This window comes from Ruegeria sp. CH6 (genome assembly GCF_056537005.1).
Map to the genome: position 1 here is coordinate 20,911 of NZ_JBQFQS010000005.1, position 12,541 is coordinate 33,451.

The window sequence follows — 12,541 nt, forward strand, 5'->3', positions numbered from 1 at the left end:
AGTTAGCTCCCCGCAGTGAGTGGTTTGACTTCGCCACTCACCTCATTTCCGTAATACACCCCGAAATTCCCGATGCGGCTTTCTTTGGCGAACCGCTCGAGCATGGTGCAGATGGCCGGATCGGCGATATCCATCAGAGTGGACTCGCTGATCTCGGTGAAAACACCATTTTCCGGATCGCCATCATCGGCCTGACACAGGAACGAGATGTGTTGAAGTTTGCGCGCTTCATCCTGATAAACTGAGTAGATAAACCCCGGCTCCGCCTGTACGCCGCTCTCGCTGATGAGACGGCTCAGGGCGGCGTTGGCACCATCGGCAACATCATCGGTGGACGGGATTGTCAGGCGGCCATTGCCGTCACCCTGCAGCAAGATTTTCCCATCCCGTTCGATCAGGGCGGACACGACCAATCCTGTCCGTTTGCTCAGGGCCTTGGCTTCGGCAGCGGGGGTTACATAGGCACCGCGGGCATAGCCCAAGCCAGGTGCAATATTGTGATCAAAGGCTTTGACTTCACCGACCAAGATCAAGTGGTCGCCTGCATCAACGGTTCTGGACATATCACAGTCGAACCAGGCTGAGACGTCATCTAGGATCGGTGATCCGTTGGGGCCAGGCTGCCAGTCAACAGTCGCAAACCGGTCCTCGACCGGGCGGGCAAAGGTGTTCGACACCTCAATCTGGCCTTCGGACAGAATGTTGATCGCGAATTTCGACGTGTTCGCGAAGGTTTCATAGTTGCTTGAGGTGTTGGCAAGGCACACCAGCACCAAAGGCGGCTCGAGAGAAACCGAGGCAAAGGAATTTGCGGTGAAGCCCAGCGGGTTTCCGCCCTCATCATGTGCGGTCACGACAGTGACGCCGGTCATATAAGTGCCAAACGCGTTGCGCAGGGCGCGCGGGTTGCTCAGCATGCGCGGGTCGAATTCGATCATTTTGGGTCAACCTCTTCCGATGGGGTTTGCAACCAGGCTTCCAAAGCTGCATTCACGGTTTCCGGCGCGGTCAGATTCACCATGTGCCGATGATTTTCGATCACGATGGCCGTCCCGTTCGGCGCGGCCTCTGCCATTGCGTAAGACATGGCCGGCGTCGAATTCGGATCGCCATCCCCGGTCAGGGCCAGCAGTGGACAGGCAATTGTCCCGAACCCTTTCGCATACAGGGCGTCTCCGCGTGCAAAAGCGTTATAGGCGGTGGCGTAGCCTTCGATATTAACGGCTGAAAGCCATGCCGCAACATCGTCACGAGCAGCCCGTTCGACAGGCGTATCACCAAACCAACGCCGCAGCGGGGTTTCGACGTCAAAAGACCCGGTGCCAATCAGCTTGGCGCGCTCGATCACGGATTTGCTTGAAGCCTCGTCTCGGCAGAATACTCCGTTCAGCAGCGCGACCCGCTCAACCCGGCCCGGGTTGCGGACAGCAAATCCACCTGCAATCAGCGCGCCCATTGAATGGCCTGCAAGATTGATACGCTGCAGCTTCAGCGCATCCAGAACCGCTAGCAGCCAATCCAAAAACACCGGCAGTTCGGAACCTGCTGGTATCTGATCGCTGCCGCCATGGCCGGGCATATCCAGCGCAATCACGTGATGCGATTTCGCGAGAAACTCGATCTGAGGGCCCCATGCCGCCGACTGCATGCCCACGCCATGGATCAGCACAACGGGGGCAGCTTTCCCGACGTGGGAAAGCCCCGCCTCACGATAGGCGACAGTGCCGAACGGCTTAGACAGCTGCAGGGTTGTCGACGTCATGGCCCAGTTCCTTGAGATCTTGATAACGGTCGCCGATGCGGTGATGCGGACGGCCACCGATCGAGGCGCCAAGCGCGATCATGATCTCATCTGGCGCGGGTGCATCTGCAACCTGCAGCTGGATGGTCAGGTAATGGCTGCGCCGACCGCCATCATTCTTGTCCATCAGCGGGATTTGCATCGAGGCATTTGCAGGGCCACGCGTGTTGGTGAACGCCAGATAGGATTTTGCGCCAACCGCCTCCCGATAAAAGTTACCAAAACGCAGGGTGTGGATCAGCGCCGAACCATGTTCGACCTCGCCATTTACACCAACGATCGCAGCCTTGCCGTACCCTTCGACCTTGTCCCCGCCACCTGCGGCGTCGAGCACCATGTCGGTCAACAAGCTGCCAAGGCCCGGTGCACAATCGTGAATCCCGGGCTTCAGATCGTCAACAAAGCCACGGCCAGCCCACGGGTTCCGGATCACCGCAATCGCTGCAATCATCTTCAATGGCTGCTCGGCGACCTTGCCCCCTTCAATCAGGGTGTTTTCAACGTGCAGCAGTGTTTTGCGAATTTCGGCGGGCATGTCGGTATTCCTTGCGATTCGTTGCGCTGTAAGATGGTATACCATCATACCAACTGTCAATCATACCTTGTGCAAAAAATGCCAAACCGATAGCGTCGCCGCCATGAGCACACCCAAACTGACGAAAATCGATCACCCCCCTGCCACCCTGCGAGACATGGTACAGGAACGCATGCGCGAGGCGATCATCGAAGGATTATTCGAGCCCGGTCAAAGGCTTGTCGAACGCCCGCTTTGCGACCAGCTGGGCGTCAGCAGAACAGTGATCCGCGAAACCATCCGCTATCTCGAGGCCGAGGGGCTGGTGGAAATTCTGCCGGGACGCGGACCCATAGTAGCCACCATGAGCCGCGAAGACGCACGCCAAATCTACGATATCCGCCGAATGCTCGAGACAGCTGCAGCCGAAAACTGTGCCCGCAAGATCACGCCCGAACGCGCGCGATCTCTCAAAGATGCCTTGAAGCGTCTGAAACAGGGATTTTCTGATCGGACCCCCGGGGCGCTGTTTCGTGCCACCGCCGATTTCTATTCCGAGATCTTTGACGGCGCGGGACACTACATCGCCTGGGATGTCGTCCAGCGCTTGAACGGTCGCATCAGCCGCCTGCGCATGATGACCTTGTCGGCCACCGACCGTGACCGCCCCGGCATCGCCCATATGGAACGGATCTGCGAAGCCATCATTTCGGGCAATCCTGATGCTGCACGGGTCGCCGTCGAAATGCATCTGGATGACACAACCTCAATCGCAGACCGTTTGCTTGCTGAAGAAGAGAAGAACAGCGATGACTAATACACCCAAAGCCTATTGGATCGCTAATGTGACCGTGACTGACCCCGAAGCCTATCAGGGCTATCAGGCGATCGCTCCCGAAGCCTTCCGCAAATACGGCGCCCGTTTTCTGGCGCGAGGGGAAGCGGAAACACTTGAAGGTCAACATTGGCAGAGACGGGTCATCATCGAATTCGACAGCATGGAACAAGCGCGTGAGTGCTATGCTTCAGATGAATACCGGGCAGCGCGAGGAAAACGTGCCAGTGCCTGTCTCGCGGATATCGCGTTGATTGAAGGCCTAGAGTGACACTTATTCGTCTCAGGGCGTCAGTATCCAGTTGCCACTGGCGTCCTTACAACGGCGCGTTCTGATTTCACGGGTCTTGTCAGTGCCTTCCGGCTGGATGAAGTGCTGCAGGTGAACACAATTGTTCCGAATGTCTCGCACTCGGATCGTACCTTTTGATCCGGTCTGATCGTTCACCCACGACCGCTCCTGACCAACTCTTGGTGTACCCGTGGTCAGCAACGAGTTTGACGCGGCGTTGAGAACTTCGAAATCCGCAGGGCTAAGGCCCATTTCAGCAATGATTCGGGAAAGTGACTTGGCCTGAGCCGCTGCTCCAGTTCCCAACAACATCATCGCGATCAATGCGGACGAAACCCAGGCTTTCATGCTGGCCTCACTTTTTTGAAATATATTTACCCTCAAGGATATACCTCTGCGCAGGCATGGCCAAGCCCCGGATCTGCACCTTCAAATTATCCCGAACAAACCTATTGCATGACCAGCGCTAGGAGAGGGCAATCGTTGCCTTCATAGTACCTCTGAAACGATGAGGCACTCGATGGCACAACCAAACTACTATGCTCCAAATGGCGGACATCCCGGACAGGATCAGCTTTTGACTGACCGCGCCATGTTCACCGACGCTTATGCAGTGATCCCCAAAGGCACGATGCGCGATATCGTGACCAGCTATCTGCCTTTTTGGGAGGGTACCCGCCTGTGGGTGCTGTCCCGTCCTCTAAGCGGATTTGCCGAAACATTTTCTCAGTACATCATGGAAGTTCAACCGGGCGGCGGCAGCAATCAGCCAGAAACCGATGCCAAAGCGCAAGGCGTGATCTTTGTGGTCGAAGGAACGGTGTCACTGACAATTGCCGGAGCGGAACATGTATTGGAAACCGGCGGTTACGCTTATATTCCAGCAGGAATCGAATGGACCCTGCACAATCGGTCTGACGCAGCTGCCCGGTTCCACTGGGTACGCAAGGCTTACGAAACAGTGCCGGGCCTGCCCGCACCTGATCCAATCATCACCAATGAACAGGACATTGCCCCAACTCCGATGCCAGGGACCGAGGGGCGCTGGGCCACCACCCGATTTGCCGATCCCGAAGATCTGCGCCACGACATGCATGTGAACATCGTTACCTTCGAACCGGGCGGTGTGATTCCGTTTGCCGAAACCCATGTCATGGAACACGGACTATACGTGTTGGAGGGCAAGGCAGTTTACCGGCTCAATCAGGATTGGGTCGAGGTGGAAGCAGGCGATTACATGTGGTTGCGCGCCTTCTGCCCGCAAGCCTGCTATGCCGGGGGTCCGGGGCGTTTCCGCTATCTGCTCTATAAGGACGTAAATCGGCACATGCCCCTGTCCCTTTCATCACGATAGCTTAGAGTGGCCCGGTTTCGGGCCATTTTTCGGTGCGGGGGTTCACATAAGCGCTGGAATTTGCTGAAATAACTCTAAATTCCTTTTTCGAGTATTGGAGATTGGTCCATGAAACTGCGTACACCTTTGATGACACTTGCCGCGATTGCCACGCTTGCAGCTGTCGACGCTGCTCCCGTCGCAGCCAAGGAAACGACCAAATCCGTCTTTGTCATGAGCCGCACCTGGGCTGTTACTCAGGTGTCGGACTCTCCGGTCATTTATCGCGCAACCCGCGACAACAACAACCTAAATCCCTTTGGGCCGCCGCCACGCCTGCGCACAATTCAGGCGATTGCGGCGATCCAGAAAGCAACCGGGTGTAGACCGATTGTGCCCAGCATGTATCAGAACATCTCGGGTCAGTTCTTCTCGCAAGTCAGCTGCAACTGACACTGCGTCAGAACGGCCATTGAGGTCGCCCCGGCGGCCTGCCATAGCTTGCGCATGAGACTCGCAATCAACGGATTCGGCCGTATCGGTCGTACAATTCTGCGGCAGGTTCTGGCCCTGCCAAAAGAATCTGACATCGAGCTGGTGTTGATCAACGACATCGCACCGCTGGAAACTTGCGCATATCTGTTCAAGTACGACAGCACATTTGGCCCATATCCCGGGACAGTGCTGGAAGGTGACGCGGCGCTTGTGATTGACGGCCATGTCATTCCGATGTCCCACAGCTCCGACCTGACACGAGTGGACCTGACTGGCGTCGATGTGATGCTTGATTGCACCGGAATTGCACGAAGCTCCGATGTCGCGCGCAGGGGGTTGAGCGCGGGTGCCAGCAAAGTCCTGATCTCGGGCCCGTCGCCTGCTGCTGAGACAACGATTGTGTTGGGTGCCAACGAAGATGAATTGGGCACCGCCCGGATCGTCTCAAACGCTTCTTGCACCACCAACGGGCTTGCGCCGCTGGTCAAGTTGCTGGATGGCCTGGGTGGCATCGCATCGGGCCACATGACCACGATCCACTGCTACACCAACAGCCAGCCCATGGTGGATGCCCCGCGTGGGGATCTGGCCCGCTCACGCGCCGGAGCCATGTCCATGGTCCCAACGACTTCAAGCGCAACACATCTGATCGATGTGGTTTTACCGCATCTGGCGGGTCGCATATCCGGTGCAGCGGTGCGTGTTCCAACCGCCAGTGTTTCGGCAGTGGATCTGATTGTGAGGCTAGAGAAAAGCATGAGCGCTGAAGAATTCTTGTCGAGCTTGCGCAATGCTATCGAGGACTCACCTGTGCTCGGCTGGACCGATCTGCCGCTGGTGTCATCTGATCTGCGCGCGCGCCCAGAATCTCTGGTCATTGCAGGTCCGGAAACCCGAATGGTGGGCCAGAACCAGGTTCGCGTGTTTGGCTGGTATGACAATGAATGGGGCTTTTCCGCACGCATGCTGGATGTTGCCCGTCTGATGGCTGATACCTGATCAGACCGCAGCGCTGGCTCGCGCTGCGATCTGCTTTCTCATCTCGACACTATTCGCCAGGCAGGCTTCCTGACCCATGGCCAGCCATACCGCCCGACACTTCTTCGGTTGCTTCTTCGGCCAGTTCCTCGGGCAGGATCAGGTTGAGGACGATGGCAATCAACGCTGCAGGCAGCAGGCCGCTTTTCATCAGAATGCCAAGCGTGTCCGGCAAGTGCTGCACCGCATCCGGTTCAAGCTGAAGACCAAACCCGATGGAAAGCGAGATGGCAAAGATCACCATGTTGCGCCGGTTCCAGTCGACATCGGACAGCATCGAGACACCGGCCGCCACAACCATACCGAACATGACGATCACACCGCCACCCAGCACTTCGATCGGGACGGTGCGGATGATTGCACCAACCTTGGGAACCAGACCGCACAGGATCAGGAACAAGGCACCGATGGTGACGACATGGCGGCTCATCACGCCAGTCATCGCAATCAGGCCGACATTCTGGCTAAAGGACGTGTTAGGCAATCCACCGAACACACCGGCCAGCGCCGAACCAAAACCGTCAGCGTAGGTGGCGCCTGCGATCTCTTTATCCGTCGCTTCGCGTCCGGCTCCACCTTTGGTCACACCAGACACATCCCCTACGGTTTCAATCGCCGAGACAAACGCCATCAGACAAAAGCCGATCACCGCTGCAAACGAGAACTCGAAGCCGTATTTGAACGGAACGGGCAGCGCAAAGGCCGACGCACGGCTCCAGCTTGTGCCGATCGCCTCGAAGGTAACCATCCCCACCATCAGCGCATAGGCATAACCAACCGCAAGACCGATCAGAACAGCCGATACCGAGAGCATCCCCCGGGTAAAGAACTTCAGCGCGAGGGTAACGACAACAACAACCATCGCCGCAGACCAGTTCAGCATTGAGCCATATTCCGGCGTTCCGATGGCTGGCACTCCACCTGCTGCATACTGGATACCGACTTTGACGAGCGCCAGACCAATCATGGTAACAACGAGGCCAGTGACAAGTGGTGGCAATGCGAACCGGATTTTACCGATCACCGCCCCCAGGCAAGCGTGAAACACTCCACCGACGATCACGCCACAGAACAGCGCGGAAAGTCCATCGACGCCTTTACCCGCCACAAGCGGGATCATGATCGGCAAGAAGGCAAAGCTTGTCCCCTGAACGATGGGCAGGGCCGCCCCTACTGGGCCCAGAGTGATCGTCTGCAACAACGTTGCCACACCGGCAAACAGCATCGACATCTGGATCAGATACAAAAGTTCAGGGAAATCGGGCGAATTCGATCCGAACCCGAAGCCTGCCGCCCCTGCAACGATAATGGCAGGCGTAACATTCGAGACGAACATCGCCAGCACATGCTGGATACCCAACGGGATCGCCTTGTGCAGTGCCGGTGTATAGTTTGGATCCCGAAGCTGTTCGGGTGTTCCTATTGAAGTTTCGGCCATGAGTACTGTCCTCCCAGTTCAGATTTCACGGGGTTATTGCCGCTTATCCCGCGGCTTCATTGGGTTACGGCACGACCTCATAGGGCGTGTCGAACCAGTATTCTTCGAGATTGCTTCCTGCGCCGATCCTGTCGACCACAGCAAACAGACCGGGTCCGTGCAATGGCGTCAGAACACCATGCCATGTACCGCGATGATAGTTCACCGCCTGCCCGGGCAGCGTTGAAAACGCCTTTGGCTGACCCGGCTTGCCACCTTCGTCCAGCGCAACGATGACCAAGAAGGGTTGGTGCGTCATCGGAATGAACGCCTGACTTCCATCGGGGTGCCGTTCAACCATCTCCAACTGATAGGGCAGTTCCCGTGGGCTGGCGTCGAATAGACTGATACCGGCGCGCCCGTCCGAGAAATCAAGTGCGGCCCGGTCATGATATCGACCACATTGCCCCTGATTGATGATCTTATCGGGCGTTCCGGATGTGTCGATAACATCGCCAAACGGGGCGAATGCCTCTGCCGAGATCGGCTCAATTACGATCTGGCGGCTCATGACGGCAGCACATCCCGCAGACGGAATTCGGCGATCCGTTCAACCTGCCGGCAGGCTTCGGCAAATTCGGTTGAACGATCGTGGTCGATCCGCCGGTGGAAAGCCTGCAGGATCGACGCCTTATCGTGATCCCGTACAGCAATGATGAAAGGAAAACCGAATTTTTCCGTATACTGGCTGTTCAGCTCGGTGAACGTGGTTCGTTCCTCATCGGTCAGCGCATCCAAACCGGCAGAGGCCTGCTCAGACGTGCTTTCTTGGGTCAGGCGCTTGGCTTGTGCCAGCTTACCCGCCAGATCCGGGTGCGCCGTCAGTACCCCCAACCGCTCCGCTTCGGAGGCTGAGCGGAACATGCGGGTCAGGGCGCTGTGCAATCCTCCGGCCGTGTCATGTGCAGGGCCAAGTTCAAGGTCATAGGCGCGCTCGGCAATCCATGCCGAATGTTCGAAAATCCCACCATAGGTCTGCACAAACTCTTCTCGCTCCATCTGCGAGGGTTTTGGATGATGCTGTGGCGGATGGGCCTCGGCCCAATGTTCGGCAATCTGCAACCGCGTGGCAAACCACACATCAGAAAAGCCGCGCGCATAATCCAGGAACCGCTTGAGGGCCATGACACGCCCGGGACGACCGATCAGGCGGCAATGCAGGCCGATCGACAACATCTTGGGTGCACCCGCCTCGCCCTCTTCGTACAGCGCATCAAAGCTGTCCTTGAGATAGGAATAGAACTGATCGCCCGAATTGAACCCCTGCGGCGTTGCAAATCGCATATCGTTGCAATCCAGCGTATAAGGCACGATCAACTGATCGTGCCCATCTGACTGCGTCCAATAAGGCAGATCATCAGCATAGGTATCCGCGACATAGGCAAACCCGCCTTCTTCACCGACCAGCCGAACGGTGTTTTCTGAACAGCGGCCTGTGTACCAGCCACGCGGGCGTTCCCCCACGACTTCGGTGTGCAGACGGATCGCCTCGACAATCTGTGCACGCTCTTCGTCTTCGGGCATGTCCTTGTGTTCGACCCATTTCAGCCCATGGCTGGCAATTTCCCAGCCTGCATCTTGCATCGCGGCAACCTGATCGGGTGAGCGCGCCAGTGCAGTCGCCACGCCATAGACAGTGATTGGCAAGTCCTTCATCAACCGGTGCAATCGCCAGAACCCTGCACGCGCGCCGTATTCATAGATGGATTCCATGTTCCAGTGGCGCTGACCCGGCCATTGCGCCGCGCCCACGATCTCAGACAGAAACGCCTCGGACGCGGCATCCCCATGCAGAACGCAGTTTTCACCACCTTCCTCGTAGTTCAGTACAATCTGTACAGCGAGCTTTGCACCACCAGGCCATTGCGCATCAGGCGGGTTGGCTCCGTATCCGATCAGATCACGGGGGTAACGAGGGGGCTGCATGCTGTGTTCCGTCTTCGTCTTGTTGCAATATTCAATCAATAGCGCAGAAAACGGCAGACGATTATCAAATCAATCCGAACGCTGTTTCCATTTCTTTCTGCGTTCCCAAAGTCTGTGAATTCAATTGAGATTGTGTCAAACCAAACCTGTTTGCCAAGGTTGGCGACATGCGGCAGACGGGAATACCGACAGGATAACAGGAGATGACCGTGGCAGGCTATCTGACAACCCATGTATTGGACACGGCCCGCGGCTGCCCGGCAGAAGGCCTGAAGATCGCGCTTTATCGGGTATCCGGCAACTCGCACAAGAAACTGGTCGAAATGGAAACCAACGCCGATGGCCGGACAGATAGCCCGATCCTGCCAAAGGAGAAATTCAAGCCTGGCACCTACGAGTTGATCTTTTTCGCCGGTGATTACCTGCGTGCGACAGGTCAGGCGGCAGAGGATCCTCTGTTCCTGGATCAGGTCCCAATCCGTTTTGGCATGTCAGACGAAGAGGCTCATTATCACGTGCCTCTTTTGTTGTCGCCCTTTGGGTATTCAACCTATCGCGGCAGCTGATCGCTCAGGTTTCTGCACTCTTAACCACTTTCGCGATGTGCGAAATCATAAAGTCCATGAACAGACGCGCCTTCGGGTCCTGATGGCGGCGATGGGTGTACAAACACGCCATTTGCACCGGAACCGGAGGCGTTTGTGCAGCTACCTTCACCAGGCGTCCGGCTTTGAGATGATCAGCCACCTCAAAAACCGGCTTCATCGCGATGCCCTGCCCCGACAGCGCCCAATCGGTCAGCACATCACCATCATCGCATTCAAAACGACCCGACACCGCGAACCGCTTTGGCCCTTCGGGCGTTTCAAGCAGCCATTGAAACTCGGTAGCCCCGGGGAAACGCAGGTTCAGACACTCATGCCCATCCGAGATCAGGTCCGCCCCTGTTTCCGGCATACCCCGACGTTCAATATAGTCTGGTGCCGCGCACAGCACGCGCTGACAGTCCGCAATCTTGCGGATACGCAACGTGCTGTCCTCGGGCTGTCCGATGAAAAACGCCAGATCCAGACCCTCGGTCGTCAAATCAACTGATCGGTCCGTCAGTCGCAGCCGGACATCGATTTCACGATATTCTGAAAGAAAGTCAGGGACATGCGGCGCAAGTAATCGACGCCCCACCCCCAGAGGTGCAGCGACAAACAATGACCCCCGCGGCGCTTCGGTCAGATGCACGACCTGCGCTTCGGCCTCGTCTACGGCATCCAGAACCCCAACAGCACCGGGATAGAAGGCCCGCCCCTGTTCGGTCGGCGTCAGGTTCCGGGTGGTTCGCTGGAACAGACGCACACCCAAATGGTCCTCCAACTGCGAAATCCGCGCCGAAGTTACCGCAGGCGAGATACGCAAATCGCGACCGGCTGCAGACATGCTGCCCAGATCGTAGACCCTGACAAAGGTTCGGATGTTATCGAGGTAGGACATCTTCTCGTTTTTTTTGATACAGTTTGACAATATACGGGAATACCGAAGAAAAGCCCGCTTGCCTAGTGTGGCCGCAAGCAATCGGAGACATCTGCATGTACGACTTCGCCGTGTTCTGGGACTGGATGGCATTCGCTGTGCGCTGGCTGCACGTGATTACCGCCATCGCGTGGATCGGATCGTCCTTTTATTTCATCGCGCTGGATCTTGGCCTGAACCGGGATATTCCCGGACCCGCTGATGGGGAGGAATGGCAGGTACACGGTGGTGGGTTCTATCACATCCAGAAATACCTTGTGGCACCCGAACGGATGCCGGACCACCTGACCTGGTTCAAATGGGAAAGCTATGCAACCTGGCTCAGCGGGGCCGGATTGCTGATGATCATCTATTGGGTGGGCGGAGAGCTTTATCTGATTGACGCGCAGAAAGCCGATCTGGCCCTATGGCAGGGCATCCTGATCTCGGCTGCGTCGTTGACTGTGGGTTGGCTGGTCTATGATTTCCTCTGCAAATCCGGTCTGGGAGAGCGTCCGACCCTGTTGATGGTGCTGCTGTTCGTTCTGCTGGTGGCGATGGGTTGGGGATACAACCAGATCTTCACCGGCCGCGCGATGATGCTGCACCTTGGTGCCTTCACCGCCACGATCATGACTGCAAACGTGTTCTTCATTATCATGCCGAACCAGCGGATTGTGGTGGACGACCTGAAAAACGGCCGCACGCCCGACCCGAAATACGGCAAGATCGCCAAGCTTCGGTCGACGCACAACAACTACCTGACATTGCCGGTCGTGTTCCTGATGCTGTCGAACCATTACCCGCTGGCCTTCGCGACCGAATACAACTGGATCATTGCGGCGCTGGTGTTCCTGATGGGCGTCACAATCCGGCACTACTTCAACACCCGGCACGCACGTGCAGGTGACCCGACATGGACGTGGTTGGTCACCGCACTGCTGTTCATCGCGATCATGTGGCTGTCCACTGCCCCCATGTACAAACCGCTGGAAGAGGCCGAAGCACAGCCGTTGACGCCTTATGAACAGAAATTCGCGGCCGCGGACGGGTTTGAAGAGGCGCACGATATCGTGCTGGGTCGCTGTTCCATGTGCCACGCCCGCGAACCGGTTTGGGAAGGCATTCTATGGGCTCCCAAAGGTGTTCTGCTGGAAACCGAAGGTGACATCGCGCGGAATGCGCAGCAAATCTATCTGCAGGCGGGCGTTACACATGCTATGCCCCCTGCCAACGTGACCTATATGGAACCCGAAGATCGCGAAGCCATCATTCGCTGGTTCAGAAACGCGGGCCTGTAAAGCGACCACAGTTCAGGTCAAAATAC

Annotated in this window: 15 protein-coding genes; 7 read left to right on the forward strand and 8 right to left on the reverse strand. The window is 57.1% G+C overall.

Features of this window, described 5'->3' with window-relative positions:
• Positions 1-2 precede the first annotated feature (2 nt).
• Genes ACR0CW_RS12660 through ACR0CW_RS12670 form a run of 3 tightly spaced genes read right to left on the reverse strand, consistent with a single transcriptional unit; the run spans position 3 to position 2,336 of the window.
• The gene (locus ACR0CW_RS12660; RefSeq protein WP_480788071.1) at positions 3-938 is read right to left on the reverse strand and encodes a flavin reductase; all 936 of its coding nucleotides are present in this window, start codon (positions 936-938) and stop codon (positions 3-5) included.
• Positions 935-1,762, reverse strand: a complete 828-nt coding sequence (locus ACR0CW_RS12665; protein ID WP_480788072.1) for an alpha/beta fold hydrolase — start codon at positions 1,760-1,762, stop codon at positions 935-937. The genes ACR0CW_RS12660 and ACR0CW_RS12665 overlap by 4 nt, the downstream gene beginning before the upstream one ends.
• On the reverse strand, positions 1,734-2,336 hold the full coding sequence (locus ACR0CW_RS12670) for an amino acid synthesis family protein (RefSeq protein ID WP_480788073.1): 603 nt from the start codon (positions 2,334-2,336) through the stop codon (positions 1,734-1,736). The genes ACR0CW_RS12665 and ACR0CW_RS12670 overlap by 29 nt, the downstream gene beginning before the upstream one ends.
• A 103-nt stretch (positions 2,337-2,439) precedes the next feature.
• Between ACR0CW_RS12670 and ACR0CW_RS12675 the strand changes: the two genes are divergently transcribed.
• Both ACR0CW_RS12675 and ACR0CW_RS12680 read left to right on the forward strand, forming a co-directional pair.
• Positions 2,440-3,132, forward strand: a complete 693-nt coding sequence (locus tag ACR0CW_RS12675; RefSeq protein WP_170334083.1) for a GntR family transcriptional regulator — start codon at positions 2,440-2,442, stop codon at positions 3,130-3,132.
• The gene (locus ACR0CW_RS12680; RefSeq protein WP_480788074.1) at positions 3,125-3,421 is read left to right on the forward strand and encodes a DUF1330 domain-containing protein; all 297 of its coding nucleotides are present in this window, start codon (positions 3,125-3,127) and stop codon (positions 3,419-3,421) included. The genes ACR0CW_RS12675 and ACR0CW_RS12680 overlap by 8 nt, the downstream gene beginning before the upstream one ends.
• A 12-nt stretch (positions 3,422-3,433) precedes the next feature.
• Here the strand turns inward: ACR0CW_RS12680 and ACR0CW_RS12685 are convergent, their stop codons facing one another.
• Entirely contained in the window at positions 3,434-3,790 is a 357-nt protein-coding gene (locus ACR0CW_RS12685; protein ID WP_480788075.1) for a hypothetical protein, read from the reverse strand.
• A 172-nt stretch (positions 3,791-3,962) separates the two neighbouring features.
• Here ACR0CW_RS12685 and ACR0CW_RS12690 point away from each other — a divergent pair, with 172 nt between their 5' ends.
• The 3 genes from ACR0CW_RS12690 to ACR0CW_RS12700 all read left to right on the forward strand — a co-directional run bounded on the left by ACR0CW_RS12690 (position 3,963) and on the right by ACR0CW_RS12700 (position 6,269).
• Positions 3,963-4,796 carry a bifunctional allantoicase/(S)-ureidoglycine aminohydrolase gene (locus ACR0CW_RS12690; RefSeq protein WP_480788076.1) on the forward strand — a complete coding sequence of 278 codons (834 nt, stop codon included), beginning with the start codon at positions 3,963-3,965 and terminating at the stop codon, positions 4,794-4,796.
• Between the two features lie 108 nt (positions 4,797-4,904).
• Positions 4,905-5,228, forward strand: coding sequence for a hypothetical protein (locus ACR0CW_RS12695; RefSeq protein ID WP_480788077.1), 324 nt, complete (start codon positions 4,905-4,907; stop codon positions 5,226-5,228).
• Between the two features lie 54 nt (positions 5,229-5,282).
• Entirely contained in the window at positions 5,283-6,269 is a 987-nt protein-coding gene (locus ACR0CW_RS12700; RefSeq protein WP_480788078.1) for a type I glyceraldehyde-3-phosphate dehydrogenase, read from the forward strand.
• A gap of 49 nt (positions 6,270-6,318) precedes the next feature.
• On the opposite strand, the gene ACR0CW_RS12705 is transcribed toward ACR0CW_RS12700, so the two are convergent.
• The 3 genes from ACR0CW_RS12705 to puuE all read right to left on the reverse strand — a co-directional run bounded on the left by ACR0CW_RS12705 (position 6,319) and on the right by puuE (position 9,711).
• Positions 6,319-7,746 carry a nucleobase:cation symporter-2 family protein gene (locus tag ACR0CW_RS12705; RefSeq protein ID WP_480788079.1) on the reverse strand — a complete coding sequence of 476 codons (1,428 nt, stop codon included), beginning with the start codon at positions 7,744-7,746 and terminating at the stop codon, positions 6,319-6,321.
• Positions 7,747-7,810: 64 nt separating this feature from the next.
• Positions 7,811-8,296, reverse strand: a complete 486-nt coding sequence (locus ACR0CW_RS12710; RefSeq protein WP_480788080.1) for an ureidoglycolate lyase — start codon at positions 8,294-8,296, stop codon at positions 7,811-7,813.
• Positions 8,293-9,711, reverse strand: coding sequence for an allantoinase PuuE (gene puuE, locus ACR0CW_RS12715; RefSeq protein ID WP_480788081.1), 1,419 nt, complete (start codon positions 9,709-9,711; stop codon positions 8,293-8,295). The genes ACR0CW_RS12710 and puuE overlap by 4 nt, the downstream gene beginning before the upstream one ends.
• A gap of 209 nt (positions 9,712-9,920) precedes the next feature.
• Between puuE and uraH the strand changes: the two genes are divergently transcribed.
• On the forward strand, positions 9,921-10,277 hold the full coding sequence (gene uraH, locus ACR0CW_RS12720; RefSeq protein WP_480788082.1) for a hydroxyisourate hydrolase: 357 nt from the start codon (positions 9,921-9,923) through the stop codon (positions 10,275-10,277).
• A 4-nt stretch (positions 10,278-10,281) separates the two neighbouring features.
• Here the strand turns inward: uraH and ACR0CW_RS12725 are convergent, their stop codons facing one another.
• Positions 10,282-11,196, reverse strand: coding sequence for a LysR family transcriptional regulator (locus ACR0CW_RS12725; protein ID WP_480788083.1), 915 nt, complete (start codon positions 11,194-11,196; stop codon positions 10,282-10,284).
• A 95-nt stretch (positions 11,197-11,291) separates the two neighbouring features.
• On the opposite strand from ACR0CW_RS12725, the gene ACR0CW_RS12730 reads away from it, so the two are divergent.
• Positions 11,292-12,515 carry a urate hydroxylase PuuD gene (locus ACR0CW_RS12730; RefSeq protein WP_480742219.1) on the forward strand — a complete coding sequence of 408 codons (1,224 nt, stop codon included), beginning with the start codon at positions 11,292-11,294 and terminating at the stop codon, positions 12,513-12,515.
• Positions 12,516-12,541 lie beyond the last annotated feature (26 nt).